This window comes from Bizionia argentinensis JUB59 (assembly GCF_000224335.1).
Lineage (GTDB): Bacteria > Bacteroidota > Bacteroidia > Flavobacteriales > Flavobacteriaceae > Algorimicrobium > Algorimicrobium argentinense.
Window position 1 is genome coordinate 1 of the sequence record NZ_AFXZ01000001.1, and the last position, 19,775, is coordinate 19,775.

At 33.4% G+C, this 19,775-nt stretch carries 14 protein-coding genes; 4 read left to right on the plus strand and 10 right to left on the minus strand.

From position 1 onward, the window contains the following. Positions 1–338: 338 nt before the first annotated feature. The 10 genes from BZARG_RS00005 to BZARG_RS00050 form a co-directional block, all read right to left on the minus strand. On the minus strand, positions 339–2,333 hold the full coding sequence (locus BZARG_RS00005; protein ID WP_008634132.1) for a DUF349 domain-containing protein: 1,995 nt from the start codon (positions 2,331–2,333) through the stop codon (positions 339–341). Positions 2,334–2,422: 89 nt separating this feature from the next. Next, complete coding sequence (locus BZARG_RS00010) at positions 2,423–3,175, minus strand: shikimate dehydrogenase family protein (RefSeq protein ID WP_008634140.1); 753 nt, start codon at positions 3,173–3,175, stop codon at positions 2,423–2,425. Beyond that, on the minus strand, positions 3,168–4,187 hold the full coding sequence (locus BZARG_RS00015; protein WP_008634115.1) for a DUF368 domain-containing protein: 1,020 nt from the start codon (positions 4,185–4,187) through the stop codon (positions 3,168–3,170). The genes BZARG_RS00010 and BZARG_RS00015 overlap by 8 nt, the downstream gene beginning before the upstream one ends. Further along, positions 4,187–5,197, minus strand: coding sequence for a DUF368 domain-containing protein (locus BZARG_RS00020; RefSeq protein WP_008634123.1), 1,011 nt, complete (start codon positions 5,195–5,197; stop codon positions 4,187–4,189). The genes BZARG_RS00015 and BZARG_RS00020 overlap by 1 nt, the downstream gene beginning before the upstream one ends. Before the next feature lie 56 nt (positions 5,198–5,253). After that, a complete protein-coding gene (locus tag BZARG_RS00025; RefSeq protein WP_040287850.1) occupies positions 5,254–6,642 on the minus strand; it encodes a tetratricopeptide repeat protein in 1,389 nt (462 codons plus the stop codon). A gap of 136 nt (positions 6,643–6,778) precedes the next feature. Further along, the gene (locus BZARG_RS00030) at positions 6,779–7,972 is read right to left on the minus strand and encodes an aspartate aminotransferase family protein (protein WP_008634129.1); all 1,194 of its coding nucleotides are present in this window, start codon (positions 7,970–7,972) and stop codon (positions 6,779–6,781) included. A 2-nt stretch (positions 7,973–7,974) separates the two neighbouring features. Beyond that, entirely contained in the window at positions 7,975–9,816 is a 1,842-nt protein-coding gene (locus tag BZARG_RS00035; RefSeq protein ID WP_008634111.1) for an OstA-like protein, read from the minus strand. Between the two features lie 177 nt (positions 9,817–9,993). Beyond that, positions 9,994–11,265, minus strand: coding sequence for an adenylosuccinate synthase (locus BZARG_RS00040; protein ID WP_008634117.1), 1,272 nt, complete (start codon positions 11,263–11,265; stop codon positions 9,994–9,996). An 11-nt stretch (positions 11,266–11,276) separates the two neighbouring features. After that, a complete protein-coding gene (locus BZARG_RS00045) occupies positions 11,277–11,729 on the minus strand; it encodes a Fur family transcriptional regulator (RefSeq protein ID WP_008634142.1) in 453 nt (150 codons plus the stop codon). A 26-nt stretch (positions 11,730–11,755) separates the two neighbouring features. Then, on the minus strand, positions 11,756–13,978 hold the full coding sequence (locus BZARG_RS00050) for a RelA/SpoT family protein (RefSeq protein ID WP_008634121.1): 2,223 nt from the start codon (positions 13,976–13,978) through the stop codon (positions 11,756–11,758). 551 nt (positions 13,979–14,529) lie between these two features. Between BZARG_RS00050 and BZARG_RS00055 the strand changes: the two genes are divergently transcribed. The 4 genes from BZARG_RS00055 to BZARG_RS00070 are packed head-to-tail and all read left to right on the plus strand — an operon-like array spanning position 14,530 to position 19,710. Then, entirely contained in the window at positions 14,530–16,479 is a 1,950-nt protein-coding gene (locus BZARG_RS00055) for a peptidylprolyl isomerase (RefSeq protein ID WP_008634145.1), read from the plus strand. Then, the gene (locus BZARG_RS00060) at positions 16,480–17,337 is read left to right on the plus strand and encodes a hypothetical protein (protein ID WP_008634139.1); all 858 of its coding nucleotides are present in this window, start codon (positions 16,480–16,482) and stop codon (positions 17,335–17,337) included. Then, positions 17,321–18,754, plus strand: a complete 1,434-nt coding sequence (locus BZARG_RS00065) for a peptidylprolyl isomerase (RefSeq protein ID WP_008634113.1) — start codon at positions 17,321–17,323, stop codon at positions 18,752–18,754. Before BZARG_RS00060 ends, BZARG_RS00065 begins: the two co-directional genes overlap by 17 nt. A 2-nt stretch (positions 18,755–18,756) precedes the next feature. Further along, a complete protein-coding gene (locus BZARG_RS00070; protein ID WP_008634135.1) occupies positions 18,757–19,710 on the plus strand; it encodes an AAA family ATPase in 954 nt (317 codons plus the stop codon). The last annotated feature ends 65 nt before the right edge of the window (positions 19,711–19,775 follow it).

Consider the following 19,775-nt stretch of genomic DNA (forward strand, 5'->3'; position numbering starts at 1 on the left):
GTTTTCTGGAACAATCTGGATGTTTTGGTATTAAAACTCCTTTGTTTATTGAGCTTGTTGTTTTAATTAAAAAATAATTTTGTTTTTTTTATACCAAAACATCCAAAACTATTTTAAGTGCGTATATATATCAAATGCACGTTTCAATAAGTAGATTAATAGCATAATCACTAATATCTTTTCTTACGAAAAACGTGTGTAATAGGTAGAAATAGTTGTTTTAGGTTGGGACAAAGAACAACTATTGGTTAGTTTAGTTAGAAAAAATCCTGCTTGACGTTTTTATACGACGAGCAGGATTTTGTAATTAATGGATGTTATAAAACGTAAATCGCTAATTAATAAAGCTCTTTAATTTTACGTAATTTTGTTTTCCACAGATTTAATTCTTGTTTATGTTTTTCAATGTTTTTATGAACTTCCTGAACTAATGGATTATCATCTTTTACATTCTTAAAAAACTGCAAGTTGTTTTCAAGCTGATTAATTTCGCTCTTAACCTCGTTAATACGCTTGCTTATAAATTGTCGTTCGTTATCCAAATGCCTTGAATCATCCGAGTTATTTAGTGATTCAAGCTTGTTTTCAAACTTAATTAATTCGGCTTCGTTTTTGTTTAGATTTAGTTTTTTGAAAACACCATCTAAAGCTTTATTTAATTTCCCTTCTATATAACGTTTATTAGAAGGTACATTTCCTACTAATTTCCAATTTTCAATAAATGCTTTTATACTAGCCAAATCAGTTTCTTTCTCGCCAGAAAGCTCCATGTTTTTCAATTCGTCCAACATTTTTGCTTTTTTGGTGTATGCTTCATTACCTTCAGCATTTACTGCGTCTTTTTCTTTATGTAAACGATCGAAAAAATAGTTACAAGCCGATTTAAATTGCTTCCAAATTTTGTCGCTATTTTTTCTAGGAACGTGTCCGATTTTTTTCCAATCGTTCTGAATTTTTTTCATTAATGCTGTGGTAGCATCAAAATCTTCACTTTCCTTATTGTCTTCCGCTATTTGAATTAAGTCCATTTTTTTCTGGAGATTATCAAATTGTGCTTTCTTTAAGTTTTTATAAAAAGCATTTTTCTTGCGATTAAAGTTTCTTACTGCATCTTTAAATTTAGCCCAAGTTTCTTCATTTACTTTAATAGGAACTTTTCCTGCACTGAAAAATAGGGTTCTAAATTCTTCGACAACTTTAATGCTTTTCTGCCAAGAGTTATGAGAGTCTGCATTTCTTTCACTGATTATATTAATTTGCTCAATAATTTCATTTTTAACTTCTAAATTCTTCTCATAAACCTCTTCTAATTCGGCAAAATGCACCTGACGTCTGTCATGAATAGTTTTTGTAGCGGTCTTAAAACGATTCCAAACATCTTCACGGTGTTCCTTGTCTACTGGGCCTAATTCCTCTTTCCACATTTTATGGAGAACCTGTAATTCTCTAAATGCACGGTTTAAATTATCGTCTTGTGCTAACTCCTCGGCGCGCTCAATGATTCTTAATTTCTGATCTAAATTATGTTTGAAATCTAAATCGCGTAAATCCCGATTTATATGCAGAAAATCATAAAAAACTTCCACGTGGTGGTGGTAACTATTCCAGGCGTTATTATATTTATCACGTGGAATTGGACCAGCAGTTTTCCAACGATCTTGAAGTTCTTTAAAATGTTTGTAAGTTGTGTTTATATTTTCTTCATCGTTGAATAAACCTTTTATTTCTTCAATAATTTCAAGCCTGTTAGCTAAATTATCTTTTAGGTTATTCTCAATTTTTTTATGATGTACGTGTAATTTACCTTTGTATTCTTTATAAGTATCCTTAAAGCGTTTTTGAAGCGGGCTAGAAAAAAAGAAGTCTATCTCATTTCCACCTTCGTTTAAAAACTCCTCTTTTTTCTCGTCGAGCAAGGTGTTGAATTGTGTCTTAAATTCAGAACGAATTTCTTCTACATGTTTTTTAACGGCTTGCACTTTATGTTTGGAAACCAAATCGTCCAGTTCATTAACCAGTGCTTCCATAGACATTTTATCATAGTCTTTTTCGGCTATTTCATGTCTGTCGGCATTACCTTCATCTTCGGCGTCTTCTGCGTTAGATTCTTCGATTTCATTAATAACTTCATCCTGATCTTCTGGTGCAGCTTCTTCTGGTGTTTCAACTTCAGCAGTAACTTCTGTTTCCAAAGTATCTAGAGGATCTGAAGGTGCTTTGTAGTTAGTAGCTTCTGTATTAGAATCAATATTTGAATCCGTTTTTTCTGTGACTTCAGTTTGTAATTCTTCTGGTTTTCCATCTGCTGTTGGCAGGTTATCGTGCTCTGACATTTTGTAAATGTGTTAGTTTTTTAAAAATAACTCTAGCGTTAAAGATAACAACAACTGCAATAAATACAAAAGGTTAGCACGTATATATCTTACAAACCTCTCAATTCGTTTTTGTTCCAAATACGCCATGCTTTTTCAGCTTGCAGTTTAAGCATCGGCAACCCGTTTATGGTTGTCGCATTTTTATCACGGCCATGCTTTAAAAAAGTTGTTTCTTCGGGATTGTAAATTAAATCGTAAAGTATGTGGAACTCGGTTAGGGATTCATAAGGAATATTAGGTGCTTCTGTAATATTTGGAAAGGTCCCTAATGGCGTGCAGTTTATGATGATTTGATGGTTATTAATAATAGATTCGTTCAAATCACTGTAGGTTAAATGGTCTAGATTTTTAGATGTTCTAGAAACGAACTTATAGGCAATATCAAGTTCGTCTAAAGTGAAAGCAACTGCTTTACTGGCACCGCCTGTCCCTAAAATTAAGGCATTTTTATGATTCGGTTTTAATAGTGGCTTTAATGATTTCTTAAAACCATAATAATCCGTATTATAGCCAACAAGTTTACCTTTTTTACTACGTTTAATGGTGTTAACGGCTCCAATTTTTTTTGCTTTCTTATCAAGTTTATCTAAATATGGAATTATAGCTTCTTTATATGGAATAGTTACGTTTAGACCTTTAATTTCCGTGTTTTCAAGAATATCGGTAGCAGCTTCAATATTTGAGAGATCAAAGTTTTGATAGGAAGCGTCTATAATTTCTTCTGAAGTAAATTTATTTGTAAAATAATTTTGAGAGAAAGAATACGAAATATTTTTACCTATTAATCCAAATTTACGCATGCTGTTTTTCTGTTTTATGTCCGTAAAATTCTAATGCTAAAACTATGGCTATTCCCAGAAGAATAAAACCACCTGCTACATATGTTTCAGTGTTAAGCTCCGGAATATATCGTTGATAATTTGCAATTATTTCTCTTCCTGAAGAATCTAATAAGACAGTGCCATCAGATTCTAATTTAAAAATCATCTTCTTCCAGGGCCAAACCACACCTAACGAACCGACAATAAAACCAATAATAGTAGCAATAGTTATGCTTTTATAATATTTTAAAATATAACTTAAGGCATGTGAAAAGGTTACTAAACCAACTACAGAGCCGAAGGTAAATACTGCTAATATTTTCAACATTCGAATACGTGCTGCGTTTTCAATAAAACTGAAGTTGCCTTGAATTACTTCGGCAAAAGTATCTGTTAAAGCGTTTACCGAATCCACTAAAAGTAAAACGTAATTACCGAGTATAATAAGAATAAACGAGCCGGAAAACCCAGGAAGTGTCATGCCAGATACGCTAATAATTCCGCAGAAAAATACAAACCATAAATTATCATTCTCGATGGCAGGATCTAAAAAACTTATACTTATTCCTAGAGTAATACCAATAGCTAATGCCGTGTAGGTTTTAAAATTCCATTCTTTAAAATCTTTCCGAATATAATAAATGGAACCGAGAATCATACCAAAAAATACGCTCCAAACGTAAAGTTCATAATGTTTGATTAAATAGTCTAATGCTTTAGAAACACTAAAGTAACTAATAATCATTCCTAAAAAAAGTAAGCTTAAAAAACGACCATTTATATATTGGTAGAAACTTTTAAACCGGCCATTAATTAACAGTTTAAATGCTTTAACGTTTACTTTTTGAAGGGAATAGATAAACTCTTCATAAAATCCAGCAACAAATGCGACAACGCCACCAGAAACGCCAGGAACTTTGTTGGCGGCGCCCATTCCTAATCCTTTTAAGACTAAAAAAAATTTGTCAGTAAAGGTTCTTGTGCTTTGCATTATTCAATATTTTTACCAAGACGTTCTAGAATAAAAATAGTGGAGAAACCTACAATCATTAGTATAATAGCAGGTAACAACTGGGCATCTAATCCGCTATTTTGAATTGAATACAGATTGGGTAATATGCTCGATTCTGAAATGACTTTAAGAGAATCAAAATCGGAAATTTGTTGTTGATATATCGTTAAATTCCCTAAATTGGTAATATCGGATAAGTACATTTCTGCACCAGATGATTTCTCTATAACTAAACCTGTTGTTTTCCAAGGCCAAACTTTATTTAACGATCCAAATATAAAACCGGTTAATAAGGCTAATGTGATGTTTTTGTGATTTTTAAATAGCCACTTCAAAACATGACTAAAGCTTAATAACCCGATCAAAGCACCACTTGCGAAAATAGCGATACGTTGAAAATCATAATCATAAAATGCATCGCTTAAGGTTTTATAAGCACCCAAAATTAAGAGAATAAATGAACCTGAAATGCCTGGTAATATCATTGCACAAATAGCAATAGCGCCCGCGAAAAACAAAAAGTAAGGAGAGTCATTACTAGCAGATGAAGGCACCGTTGTTATATAATATGCTAATAAGGTGCCAATTATCAATGCTGAATAGGTAGCGATATGCCATTTGTTGATTTGTTTTCCTACAAAATAAATACTGGCAATAATGAGTCCGAAAAAGAAGGACCAAATTAAAACGGGATGGTATTCAATTAAGTACTTTGCCAATCGCATAAAGAAGACAAAACTGATAATAATTCCGAGTAATAAAGCTACTAAAAAATTACCATTGAGTGCTTTCCAAAAAGCTGAAAATCCCGATTTACGGAGCGTTTTTAGTAAACCTAAATTTACATTGCTTATTGTGGTAATTAATTCTTCATAAATCCCAGAAATAAAAGCTATTGTTCCTCCCGAAACACCAGGAACGGCATCTGCTGCCCCCATGGCTAGGCCTTTTAAGGAAATTATTAAATAATCGGACAAACGTCTTTGCATGATTCAGTTTTAATTACAAGAAATCAAAGGTAATTAAATATAATCAGTCGCCTTACTTAAAGTTTTGCTTTTAGTAGGCTTTTTACCTGTTGAGATTTATAGACATTTGGAAAAAGTTCTTCCAAAATAATAACGGACTCTGAATCAAAACGAATACCATTCTTTAGATGATAAGATCCTTTTACAGTCTCTAAAAGCATATAATATAAACCAGCTAAACGAAATTCAATTTCGGCATTTTCGGGGTAAAATTCAGAAGCTTGAATCAAATTAGAAACTGCAGCTTCAGGCTCTCCTAATTGGTGTAGAATATCACCACGGGTTAACCATGTACTTAACTCATAATTCCCTAACTCTAATGCTTTTTTGTATCCGCGTTCGGCTTCCTCTAATAAATTTAGACGTTCATTAATTTTAGCGTAAAGTTTCCAGTATTTAACATTTTCACTGTCAATGTTAAGGGCTTTATTAATATAATAAAGTGATTTCTGAAAGTCTTTTTGTCGAATATAAAATTTGGTAATAGCAATCCATCCTTTATCTAAAAGAGGATCCTCTTCAATTGCCTTAAAAAAATATTGGACGGCTAAATTCTTATTACCTAGATTTTGATGGCATAAACCAATACGTAATAAAGCAAACGACGTAGGGTCATCTAATCTAAGGGTAATACTATAATTTTCGATAGCCTCTTCAAAACGTTTCAGTTTTTCTAAAGCTTTACCTTTTTCTAAATAAGCACCAATAAATTGATCGTCAGAGATAATGGCGAAATCGAAAGAAGTTAATGCGTTTTCATAATCTTCTAAATCGAAATATTGTCTTCCAAGTTGATGCCAAGCCACTTCAGAATACGGATTAGTTTCTAAAAACTTATTAAGATATATTATAGCTTCTTCATGCTGATCCAAGAAATCAAAGCAATAAATCATGTTATGCAAGGCAGAATAATCTTCTATATCTGCCTCCAAACATTTCATGAAATTGAATTTTGCTTCTTCAAATTGGTCTAAAAACAAATGTTCCATACCAATTAAAGAGTAAATATCGATTGGGTCTTCACAAAGCTTTATGGCCTCTTCTAGCACTTCAATCGCCTTTTTATGATTGTTTCGCTTGGATAAAATATTAGCCTTTTGAATATAAATTTCTTCATTTAGAGGCTCTAATGCGTAAAGGTCGTTAATGAGCGTATCTGCTTTTTCTAAATCGTCTTCGAAAACGAAAATTTCGACTTTAAAAAGTTTTAAATTTACAGATGCGGGATGTTGTAGCAGGCCAAGCTTCAGTGCTTTTTTTGCTAATGCAATTTTACCTAAGTTTAGGTAATGGTGTATGATATTCTCAAATTCTTCAGAATCGAAAAACAAGACATGATTGGTCTTTAGCATCGATTCGAAGCGGGTGAGAGATATATTATTATTGTCGTTTGGACGTAACTCCATAGGCAGATTTAAATAGTTTTTCCTTTAATAAAAGTAAGGTTCTAATGGGCATTGTAGGCTTATAAACTTAAATGTTCTTAACAAAGTAATCAACAACTGAGCCAAACAAGAGTAGTAAATGCTGTAAAACAAAGGTTTAAATAGGTTTTTCAACTAAGATTTCATCCAAAATCGATGTTATAATTTTACAACCTTTAATAATTTCTTCATTGCTAATAGTTAAAGGAGGCGTAATACGGATAGCTTTTGTTTCAAACAACAGCCAAAATAAAATAAGTCCGGCGTCCTGGGCCTTTAAAATTACCTGATTGGTTATATCAGCCGATGTTGTTAAAGCAGCCAGCATTAAACCTCTTCCACGAATTTCTGTAATTAGTGGGTGCTTTAAATGTTTTTTAAATAGCGCTTCTTTCTCTACTGCTTGCGTCATTAAATTGGTTGAAACCACTTCTTGTAATGTGGCATGAGCCGCAGCCGCTATGACAGGATGTCCGCCAAATGTAGTAATGTGTCCTAATTTAGGGTTGTCTTGTAAAAGTTGCATCAAATTATTGGAAGCGGTAAAAGCGCCAATGGGCATACCACCCCCTAAACCTTTTCCTGTTACTAAAATGTCTGGTATGCAATTGTAGTGTTCAAATGCAAACAGCTTCCCTGTTCTACCGATTCCAGGTTGGATTTCATCTAAAATTAGTAATGCTCCAACATCTTCACAGCGTTTTTTGACTTTCGCTAAATAACCATTTTCAGGTTGAATAAATCCCGCACCACCTTGAATAGTTTCCAAAATAACGCCTGCTGTTTTAGCTGTTATTTTTTGAATATCTGCTTCGTTATTGAATGTTATAAACCGAACATCTGGAACTAAAGGACGGAATGCTCTTTTGCGTTCTTCAAAGCCCATAACACTTAACGAACCCATAGTGTTTCCATGATAGGCTTGATTTGCCGAAATAATTTCACTTCGGCCAGTTGCTCGTTTTGCTAATTTTAATGCACCTTCAACGGCTTCCGTTCCAGAATTCGTTAAGTATGTAGTTTGTAACGATTCTGGTAAGTTTTTGGCTAATAATTTGGTAAGTGCTACGGCCGATTCTTGAATGTATTCGCCATAAACCATCACATGCAAATACTTATCAAGCTGGTTTTTTATGGCATTTATAATTTTCGGATGTTTATGTCCTAAAGTACAAGCCGAAACGCCGGCAACAAAATCTAAAAATGCTTTGTTTTTAGTGTTATAAATATAAGAACCCTCGGCATGCGAAATTTCCATTGCCAAAGGATGAGGCGAGGTTTGTGCTTGATATTTGTAGAAATCCGTTTTCACAATTAGTCCTTTTTAGACTTAATAGAATCCTCATTTTTCACCTGTTTTTCAGCCTTCTTTTCTTTTACAGGATTCATAGATTTTTCTGGAATATTCCGAGCGGCTTTTGTTGGTTGTGATTCCTCACCTTTTGAGGTTGATTCATTTTTTTTAGTGCTTTTATCAGCTTTTTCAACACGTTTTAGCAATGCTTCATCAAAAAATTCTTCCTGGGGCACATAATCTTCAAGCCCTTTAATTATTGGTAAGTTAAGTGGTGGATCATCACTGAATAAATCTTCTACACTTTTAGGTCGTTCTTCATCGCGCCAAACAAAACCTCTTAATAACAAGGCGTTTTCGGGATATTGTGATTCTGGTGTAATTTCCGCATCGGGTTGTAAATACCTAGTAAACTGTTCAATATCTCCTTCGGAAAAGAAAATAGAAACACTGCCTGATTTAGCTTTTTCTATACCTATTAATTCTTGGTTTTCATTTCGAGCATAAGATATAGATTCGGCATTTTTATTAATATTTACTTGACGTAAATTGTTTTCCTCATCAAATAAACCGACCAGAGTTTTTCCTTTTACCTGATTGAAACCATTTTTACTAATGGAATCTCTGCTGGCTACAAAAGCATTTTCAAAAACAAAAAGAGAATCTAATTTTTCGGTTTTCGGATTGGATTTAATGTGAATTGTATCTCCTGTCATTTGGTTTTCTAAATTCCAAATTACGGGATCGCGGCGTTTGGCAAAAGCATCCTGGGATGATAATCGCTTTAAATTAATTAGTTTGGTTAAACCTGTAGCCTGATTAACGTGTACGGAATCCGCTTTTCCACTCATATCCGATTTGTAGAATTTAGCATTTCTAAAAGCTCGGGTTATCCGTTTCTCGGGAACACCAGTGACCATTAAGGTGTCGGCATGCATATAAATGGAATCGGTTTCCTGAACCGTAATAGCTAAAGCGCGTTTGGTAATAAAAACAGAATCTTTCGCTTTATAAATTTCGGCGTAATGGCCTTTAATAATGCTTTTATTTAAGGTGTCGGTAACCGTAATATTATTAGTTGCTGATGCAAAATTGCGACTATTATCAAAATACACACTATCGCCTTCAAAAACACGATTATCGTAATCAATACGTGTTTTTTTTAAGCCATAACCTGTTTTGTTTTCTGTATCATAAAAACCTTTTTCACAGTAAGTTTTACTTTCGTCGGTAACAATGGTGGAAGGGCCAAATAAATAGGCATGACCAGTTTCCGAGTAAAAATCGAGTTGATTAGTGTTAATAACATAATCCGGATTTGTTAGAACTACGGAGTTTACAAACTGGTATTTTTGGGCATTCATGTAATATCGACCAATTCTGCTGGTAATAACCCCAGAAGAATCACGCTCCACACGACCGCCACTTTTATAATAAGATTCCTGCTTAACACGATCAAAATACAAAGTGTCTGTTGTTAAAACGGAGTTTGGTTCAGTAAGAATTACCTCTCCACTGGCAAAAGCTAATTGTGTTTTTCCGCTATATTCCACATATTTAGCGTTCATATTAATGGTGTCGCCTTGTTTCATTTTTACGTTACCGTAAGCTTCAATAAAGTTTTCATTGCCATATAAATTAGCTTGATCGCACCACATATCTATGCCTTCATGGATTACGTGAACTTGACCTGAATCATCTCGAGTCATGACTTTCAAACCAGGGTCTTTGGCGTCGTCAAAATTCAAAAAACCACTATAGATAATTTGAATTTGCTTTTGTTTCTGCTCTTGTGCTGTAGCTAATTGAAAAATGAACAGACAGGATATTAAGGATATATATATAACTAATGAGTGTTTCAAATTATAAAATTTGCTTCAAAAATAATGATAAAATTGGAGTGATTTGTTTGTTTGTGAGTTTTTTAATAGAATTAGAAAATTTAAAAGCTTTTTAAAATGAAAAAACCTGTCATAATTAAATGTGACAGGTTTTTGTTTATTGTAGAATTATTAACTTCATGTTGAATGTCAAGATGTTTACATCCAGATAGTCTGTTTTCTATCTGGGCCAACAGAAACGACTGTAATAGGGATTTCTAATTCTTTTTCCATAAAAGCGATATACGCGTTTAATTCTTTTGGAAATTGCGATTTCTCCGTCATTTTGGTCAAATCTTCTTTCCACCCTTTAAAGTCGGTGTAAATCGGCGTTATATTTTCTGGTTCAATATTATACGGTAAATGCGTAATGGTTTCACCTTTGTATTTGTATGCGGTACAAACTTTAAGCGTTTTAAATCCTGAAAGCACATCGCCTTTCATCATCATTAATTTAGTAACACCATTTATTTGACATGCATATTTTAAAGCTACTAAATCCAACCAGCCACAACGTCTAGAACGACCAGTTACGGCTCCAACTTCATGACCAATTCTAGCCATATCTTCACCTATTTGATCAAATAATTCTGTTGGAAATGGGCCAGAACCAACGCGAGTCGTGTAGGCTTTAAAAATACCATAAACCTCGCCAATTTGATTTGGCGCTACACCTAAACCTGTACAAGCGCCTGCTGCAGTTGTATTACTAGACGTTACAAATGGATATGTTCCAAAATCGATATCTAGAAGTGAACCTTGTGCACCTTCGGCTAAAATTGTTTTTCCTTGTTTTTGAGCTTGGTGGAAATATTCTTCAGAGTCAATAAAAGTTAATTCTTTTAAACGCGCAACAGCTTCAAAAAACTCTGTTTCTAATTCTTCTAAATTGTATTGAATTTCTACGTTGTAGAAATCAATCATTGCTTCGTGTTTATTAGCTAAAGCACGGTACTTATCTTTCCAATTTGGTAGTTCTAAATCGCCAATACGAATACCATTTCTACCAGTTTTATCCATGTATGTTGGACCAATACCTTTTAAAGTAGAACCTATTTTAGCTTTCCCTTTAGATGTTTCACTTGCAGCATCTAGCATGCGGTGCGTTGGTAAAATAACATGTGCTTTTCTGGAGATTATTAATTTGGATTTATAATCAATTTTAAACTGATCTAATCCTTCCAATTCCTTTACAAACACAACTGGGTCAATTACCACACCATTACCAATAACATTAATGGAATCCTTATGGAAAATTCCAGAAGGTATAGTTCTTAAAACGTGTTTAATGCCATCAAACTCCAAAGTGTGTCCCGCGTTTGGGCCACCTTGAAAACGTGCAATAATGTTGTAGTTGGAGGTAAGAACATCAACAATTTTTCCTTTGCCTTCGTCTCCCCATTGTAATCCTAGTAGTAGATCTACTGCCATCTTGTAAAATATTATTTAGTTGATTTTTTGTTGCCGTAAAAGTAGAGTGAATGGTTGGTGATTTCAATATCAAAAACCTCTTCAATTGTTTGTTTTATAGATTGAATTCTTGGATCGCAAAACTCGATAACTTCTCCAGTATCGGTTAAAATAACATGATCATGTTGTCTGTCAAAGTACGATTTCTCGTAATGTGCTTGATTTTGACCAAATTGGTGTTTACGTACCAAACCACATTCTAGAAGTAACTCGATTGTGTTATATAGTGTTGCACGACTTACACGATACTTTTTGTTTTTCATGTTCAAGTAAAGCGATTCAATATCAAAGTGCTCTTCACTATTGTAAATCTCTTGTAAAATGGCATACCGTTCAGGTGTTTTACGGTGCCCTTTATCGCTTAAAAATGCGGTAAACACATTTTTAACGATCTCCTGATTTTTTGTATCTGTTTTAACGCTCATAATTGATTGCGAATTTACATATATTTTTAAACTCTTTCTACTTTATCAATACCATTAATTTTTTTTAGATTATCTATCAGCTTTTTCAACATATTATTATTGGTAACCACCACGTGTATTTTGCCTATAAAAACACCACCATCACTTTCAAAACTGATACTTTTCATATTCACATGCATATTAGATGAGATGACTTTAGTAATGGTATTTACTAATCCTAAATTATCAATTCCTGATAATTTAATTTGTGCTGGAAATTCCTGTTGTGATGAATCTATCCATTTCGCTATCATAATCCGGTAAGCATAATTGGATTGTAAGCTAACGGCATTCGGACAATTGTTTTTATGAACCTTCAAGCCGTCATTAATAGTTAAGAATCCGAAAACAGGATCGCCAGGTATTGGGTTACAGCAATTGGCGAACTTATAATCCAGCTTTTGTTCGTCCTTTCCAAAAACAAGTAAATCGTATTTGGTGGTAATTTCATCCTTATCAAGCTCTTCTTTAGGAATACTCGGTTTCCTAGACATCTTGTTTTTAATATAACTCATAAAAGCATTGCTTCGCGATGCAGCAAACTCCTTGAGCATGGTATTGTCTATAGATGCGGTTCCTATACGATAAAATAAATCTAAACTTGTTTTTAGCTTAAAATAAGCTACCAATTCGTTTACTGATTTTTCATCCAGACTTATCTTTAATTGTTTTAGTTTTCTACGTAATATTTCTTTACCATCTTCCGCAACAATTTTCTTATCTTCTTTTAAAGCCGATTTTATTTTGCCTCGTGCTTTGGCAGTTGTTGCATAGTCTAACCAGTTTGGATTAGGTTTAGCATTTTCTGCGGTTAAAATGTCTACGCGATCGCCACTTTTTAAAACGTGCGTCAAAGGGACTAATTTACCATTTACTTTTGCGCCACGTGTTTTCATCCCTATTTCGGTGTGGATACTAAAGGCAAAATCTAAAGGAGTAGCACCTTTAGGTAAAGACTTTAAATCGCCTCGAGGTGTAAAAACAAATATTTCTTTGGAGTAAAGGTTCAATTTAAACTGCTCTACAAAATCGACAGCATTGGCTTCAGGATTCTCCAACGATTCCTGTAATTTTGAAATCCAGCTATCAATGCTATCGTCTTCTTTTTCGCCACCTTCCTTATATTTATAATGTGCTGCGTAGCCTTTTTCTGCTATTTCATTCATACGTCCACTTCGTATTTGGACTTCTACCCAGCGGCCTTTTGGTCCAACAACGGTAATGTGTAAGGCTTCATAGCCTGTGGATTTTGGAGATGATATCCAGTCTCGTAATCGTGTTGGGTTTGGTCGGAAGTGATCTGTTACGATGGAATATATTTTCCAAGCTAGAAACTTTTCGTTTTCAGGATCGCTGTTATAAACGATTCTTACCGCAAATTGATCATAAACTTCATCGAACGTTACACCTTGATTGAGCATTTTTCGGCGTATAGAGAAAATAGATTTTGGACGTCCTTTAATCGTGTAATCTAATTGTTCTTTATCTAAAGATGTAGAAATAACTTTGCTAAACTCATTTATATAAATGTCTTGATCTTCCTTGCTTTCTTTCAGTTTATTTAAAATATCAAAATACACATCGGGTTCGGTATATTTTAATCCTAAATCTTCCAATTCGGTTTTAATATTATACAAACCGATTTTATGCGCAAGTGGCGCATATATGTATAAAGTTTCCGAAGCAATTTTTATCTGCTTATCCGCACGCATGGAATCCATAGTTTGCATATTGTGCAGGCGGTCGGCTATTTTTATAATTATAACACGCACATCATCATTTAATGTGAGTAGCATTTTACGAAAATTTTCTGCCTGTAAGGAAACGTCCATGTCGGACTCCTTATTTAATGATGAGATTTTAGTTAAACCATCAACAATTTTAGCAACAGTTTCCCCAAAAAGCTCTTCGATATCTTTAATTGTATAACGCTCGCTATCTTCAACAACATCATGTAATAATGCTGCAGTAATAGAAGTAGCGTCCAAGCCAATTTCTTTAGCTACAATTTTGGCAACCGCAATTGGATGAAAAATATAGGCTTCGCCAGATTTTCTTCGTTGATCTTTATGGGCATCTACAGCAACATCAAAAGCCTTCCTAATTTGAACTTTATCTTCTTTTGTTAGTGTGCGGTAGCTTACACGCAAAAGCTCTCGGTAAGCCTTGGCAATAGCGGCATTTTCTTTTTCAATATCAATATCTGTCATAAAATAAAAATAGTATAAAGAATATTAGTTTACAACCATTGGCTGTTTATTTTTTCTCTGATAATTTCGTCTTGAAATTATGGGTTTATATAATGCTTTAAAATTGAAGGTTTATTTTTTTAAACCCCATAAAGACAGGTTTTTAAAGTGTCATGATCGCTATATTATTTATATGTATTTATTTTGAAATGTTTTAATTAAAAAAGGTTAAAGATGTTAACTTGTTTTACTAATCAACTTATACAATCTAAATATTTTAATAAAAAGGGTGATTTTGAGTAAAACCGGAAGCTTTTATAACGTTTTTTGACGCTTATTGTGGTTTTAAAAAAAAGTGTTCTAAAAAAAGTGTTCTAAAATTTATATTAATTAAGTTTCCGAAGTGATAGTTCAACTATAAACTAAACAGGCCACCATAAATATACAATTATTATTCGTTTAAGTTCCTGCGATTGGGACATACTAAAAAACTTTGCGATCCGTTAGTTGTGGAATCTTGCTATATGGGTTAATATTCTTATTTTTGCTTTAATTAAAAAAACTAATTATTAATGTTTAGATGTTTTTATGTATTAGTATTTTTCACGTTTTTCATAAATTTACAGGCACAGAAAACTAATAAAGATGTCTTGTTTACGGTTGCTAAAGAGCCTGTTTATTCAGAAGAATTTATCCGAATATTTAATAAAAATTTGGATTTAGTTAAAGATGAATCTCAAAAAGATGTGGACTCATATCTAAAACTTTTTGTAAACTATAAATTGAAAATCAAAGAAGCGCAAGCAAAGGGTTTGGATACTATGCCAACTTATCTTCGGGAATTTGAGAGCTATAAAAAGCAATTGGCAAAAAATTATTTAACGGATACGAAAGTTACAGAAGCTTTGGTAGAAGAAGCTTACCACCGCTTATCTAATGAGGTTAAAGCGAGTCATATTCTGATTCGATTAGACGAGGGCGCAAGTCCGCAAGATACGTTAGAAGTGTATAATGAATTACTGAAATTAAAAGAACGTATTGAAAATGAGGGTTATGCTCAAGTTCAAAAAGACGTTCATGACGGTAAAAAAGTATATGCTGAAAATTTAGGATATTTCTCGGCTTTTAAAATGGTTTACGATTTTGAAAACGTAGCTTATACTACCAAAGTAGGTGAGGTTTCCATGCCATTTAAAACGCAATTTGGTTATCATATAGTTATGGTTGAAGATGAACGGGATTCTCGTGGAGAACTTAAAGTGGCTCATATTATGGTGGCTAATAAGCGCGATGATAAGCAGCAAAATTCTAAAACGCGTATACAAGAAATATATAAGAAAATTAATCAAGGTGAAGCGTTTTCATCTCTAGCTAAACAGTTTTCTGAAGATAAAAGTTCAGTAGAAAAAGGAGGTGAGTTAGTTGCTTTTAGTGGGGGAGAATTAAGTTCTTCTGAATTTGAAGAGGTTGCCTTTTCATTAGAAAAAGAAGGTCAGGTTTCAAAACCTTTTGAAACTGGTTTTGGTTGGCATATTATTAAATTGATTAAAAAGACGGAATTAGCAAGTTTTGATGCTATGAAACCTGAATTAGAAGGAAGGGTTAAGCGTGATTCGCGCTCTAAATTAATTAATACGTCTTTAGTTAATAATTTAAAGGAGCGTTATAGTATTAAGGGTAACCCAGAGGGGTTGCGTTATTTCGAAACTATTTTAAACGAAGGCTACTTTTTAGGTAATTGGAGTTTGCCACAAGACTTTACTAGCAATAAGATTTTGGTTGTTATCGCTAACAAAGAATTGACATATAAAGATTTTGGTGATTATTTGTTTGAAAACCAACGCAGAGTATCAACTAAAAAGGCTTTTGATATTTTGGTTTCAGAAAATTATGAAGATTTTATAAATGCGAATTTAATTCAATATCAAGAAGAAAATCTAGAGAATGAAAATGAAGATTTTTCGCATATTGTTACTGAATATCGCGATGGCTTATTGTTGTTTGATTTAATGGAGAAAGAAATTTGGAATGCTTCGCAGACGGATTCAGTAGCTTTAAAATCCTATTATAAAACCCATAAAAACAATTATATTTGGAACCAGCGTATTGATGCGGATGTGGCATCGGCTTCTAAAAAAAGAACAATAAAAACCGTTAAGGAAATGTTAGGCAACGGACAATCTCCTGAATCTATAAAAGAAGCACTTAATAAAAACGATAAAGTTTATGTTATTTTTACGTCAGGAATCATGGAAAAAGATCATCAAGCTTTAACTAGTGATATGTTGTTTGAAAAAGGCGTTTCTAACATTTACCGTCATGATAATGCCTATGTCGTTGCTAACATTAAAGATGTGTTGCCAAAAACACATAAAATATATGAAGAAGCTAAAGGACAAATAAGCAGCGATTATCAAGTGGTAAAAGAGAGATTGTGGTTACAGGAATTAGAACAGAAATTTCCAGTCCACATAAATAGCGCAGTTTTAGCGAAAGTAAAAGCTAATTTAAAAACTAAATAATTGAAATATTCATTCTCCATCATATTATTAATCACTTTTTTATTAGTGTCATGTGAGTATTTTTACAAACATGAAGACGAACAGAAACCGGTGGCTCGCGTAAATGATGTATTTTTATATCCTACCGACCTGCAGCATTTGTATACCGATACCATGACTAAATCCGATAGTTTGCTTCGTGTAAGCAATTTTGTAACACGCTGGGCAACTAAAGAGTTGTTGGTTTCTGGTGCTAAACTCAATTTAAACGAGCAAAAACTTCATGAATTTAATCGTTTGGCAAAACAGTATAAAAACGATTTATATGCGTCCTCTTATTTAGATGCTTTGGTGCGTAGGAGTATTGATACCGTAATTACTATGGATGAAGCAGAAATTTATTATAGTTCAAATAATTCTATTTTTACCTTAAAGGAAGATTTAATTAAATTCAGATATATTCATGTGGATGAAAATAGAAGGGATTTAGCCGATTTGAAAACAAAACTTCAGCGGTTTAATAGTGAAGACAGGTATGAGTTGGATTCTATAGCTATTCAATTTAAGTCTTATTCATTAAACGATTCTATTTGGATAAAAGCCAGCCAAGCTATCTCCAAAATTCATGGGATTAACACCGAAAATAAAAATGAATTGTTAAAAAAATCTAATTTTATACAACTCAAAGATTCATTAGGAGTATATTTGATGCAAATTGAAGACGTTTTGGAACGTAATAGTACGGCACCATTAGAATATATTAAGCCAACTATCGACCAAATCATTATAAATAAACGGAAGTTAGAACTGATTAAAGAATTAGAAAAAGACATTACAAAAGATGCTATTAAGAATAAAAAATTTGAAATCTACAACTAATAATATGCGCTACATAGTTACCATTTTAACCATACTTTTTTCTTTTGCTATGCAAGCACAAGAACTTATTGTTGAAGAAGAAGCTCCTGCTGTTGTAAAGGAAATAGATACTACTTTATCAACGGTTGCTCAAAAGATAGATGGCGTTTCGGCTGTTATTGGTGAGTATGTTATATTAGATTCGGATGTCGATAAAAGTATTGCGCAATTTAAAGCGCAAGGTGCCTCGTTAGAGGGCGTAACACGTTGTCAGTTATTTGGGAAGCTTTTGGAAGATAAGTTGTATGCACATCACGCTATTCAAGATAGTATTGTGGTTTCTGAAGCTGAAATTCGTTCCAATGTGGATTACCAATTACAACAATTTATGGCACAATCAGGTCAGTCCATGGATGAGCTTATAAAGTTATATAATCATCCAAATGAAAAGGCTTTCAGAGATGAAATGTATGAAATTAATAAGAGTCAGAAATTAGCAAGTGAAATGCAAAAGAAAATTCTTGCCGATGTTGAAATTACACCAGAAGAAACACGTCAATTTTTTAACGCTATTCCAGAGGACGAACGTCCAACATTTGGTACGGAATTAAAAGTCTCTCAAATTGTTATAGAGCCTAAAGTGACGGAAGAAGAAAATCAACGCGTTATTAACCAGTTAAAGGAATTTAAAGCTGATGTTGTTGATAACGGTGCAAATTTTAGATCTAAAGTAGTTCTGTATTCTGATGATAAAGCTTCTACAGCACAGGGTGGTATGTATACTCTTAATAGAAAGCAGCCAAAAATGGTTAAGGAATTCCGTGAAGTGGCCTTTTCTTTACAAGAAGGTGAAATTTCCGATCCTGTAAAAACGGATTATGGTTACCATATTATATTTTTAGAAAAAATTAGAGGACAGGAGTACGATGTACGTCATATTTTATTAATACCTAAAGTTTCAGAAAAAGCTACTGTGGAAGCACGTGAAAAATTAGAGAAAATAAGAAAGAGTATTGTGGATGGAGATATTAGTTTTGCAGAGGCAGCTAAAGAGTCTAGTGATGAAAAAGAAACGCGAGGTGACGGTGGTCTTTTAATTAATCCACAAACGCAAGATTATAATTTTGAGTTGACAAAAATTGATCCGGAGGTATACGGGCAAATTCAAGATCTAGAGGAAGGTGAAGTAAGTTTAGTACAAACCGATCAAGGTAGAACTGGAAACGTAAAATATAAAATTTTAATGGTTAGTGATCGTGTTGAAGAGCATGTTGCAGATTATTCGCGCGATTATTTAAAAATTAAAGAATTAGCCCTTAATGAAAAGAAAATTAAAGCTATTGATAAATGGCAAAATGAAAAAATTATGGACACCTATATTAAAATAAATAATGAATATAGGGGTTGTGACTTTTCAAGTAACTGGTTAAAAGAATAAGTATGTCTGATGTTGCTGCAATTGAAAGCTTCGTAAAAAAATATAAAGAATTAAAAACCGAAATAGCTAAAGTTATTATTGGTCAAGATGCGGTTATCGATCAAATTTTAATTTCCATATTCTCTGGTGGTCACGCCTTATTAATAGGTGTTCCGGGTTTGGCAAAAACCTTAATGGTTAATACGATAGCGAAAACATTAGGACTGGATTTCAAGCGTATTCAGTTTACACCAGATTTAATGCCAAGTGACATCCTTGGGAGTGAAATTTTAGATGAAAATAGACATTTTAAATTTATAAAAGGACCTGTATTTGCTAATATTATTTTAGCGGATGAAATTAACAGAACACCGCCAAAAACGCAAGCAGCTTTGCTAGAAGCCATGCAAGAGCGTACGGTTACGGTTTCTGGACATCATTATAAATTAGACTTACCGTATTTTGTTTTAGCAACTCAAAACCCCATAGAGCAGGAGGGAACCTATCCGTTGCCAGAAGCGCAATTAGACCGCTTTATGTTTGCTATTAATTTAGATTATCCAAGTTTTCAAGAAGAAGTAGATGTTGTGAAATCCACCACATCCGACGTCAAACAAGAGGTAAACGCGTTGTTTACAGCAAAAGAAATTGTAGATATTCAGCAGTTATTACGCCGAATTCCTGTTGCAGATAATGTAATAGAATACGCAGTGAGAATGACAGGGAAAACAAGGCCAAATAGTGCAGAAGCTGCAGACCTGGTTAAAAATTACATCGATTGGGGTGCTGGTCCAAGGGCTTCACAAAATTTAATTTTGGCAGCTAAAACACATGCTGCTATTAACGGTAAGTTCTCACCAGACATGGACAATGTTCAAGCTGTAGCTTATTCGATATTTAAACACCGAATAATCAAAAATTATAAAGCAGAAGCCGAAGGTATTACCGAAGAGCAAATAATTAAGAGTTTATTTTAATTCGTTCTAAATTGACGCTTATGTAATTTTTCGATACATATTTGTTAATTTATTATTATTTAAGC

Bases quoted from the DNA above. Each gene is read 5' to 3' on its own strand.
- BZARG_RS00005 (WP_008634132.1), bottom strand. From the start codon at position 2,333: ATGTCAGAGCACGATAACCTGCCAACAGCAGATGGAAAACCAGAAGAA.
- BZARG_RS00010 (WP_008634140.1), bottom strand. From the start codon at position 3,175: ATGCGTAAATTTGGATTAATAGGTAAAAATATTTCGTATTCTTTCTCT.
- BZARG_RS00015 (WP_008634115.1), bottom strand. From the start codon at position 4,187: ATGCAAAGCACAAGAACCTTTACTGACAAATTTTTTTTAGTCTTAAAA.
- BZARG_RS00020 (WP_008634123.1), bottom strand. From the start codon at position 5,197: ATGCAAAGACGTTTGTCCGATTATTTAATAATTTCCTTAAAAGGCCTA.
- BZARG_RS00025 (WP_040287850.1), bottom strand. From the start codon at position 6,642: ATGGAGTTACGTCCAAACGACAATAATAATATATCTCTCACCCGCTTC.
- BZARG_RS00040 (WP_008634117.1), bottom strand. From the start codon at position 11,265: ATGGCAGTAGATCTACTACTAGGATTACAATGGGGAGACGAAGGCAAA.
- BZARG_RS00045 (WP_008634142.1), bottom strand. From the start codon at position 11,729: ATGAGCGTTAAAACAGATACAAAAAATCAGGAGATCGTTAAAAATGTG.
- BZARG_RS00050 (WP_008634121.1), bottom strand. From the start codon at position 13,978: ATGACAGATATTGATATTGAAAAAGAAAATGCCGCTATTGCCAAGGCT.
- BZARG_RS00055 (WP_008634145.1), top strand. From the start codon at position 14,530: ATGTTTAGATGTTTTTATGTATTAGTATTTTTCACGTTTTTCATAAAT.
- BZARG_RS00070 (WP_008634135.1), top strand. From the start codon at position 18,757: ATGTCTGATGTTGCTGCAATTGAAAGCTTCGTAAAAAAATATAAAGAA.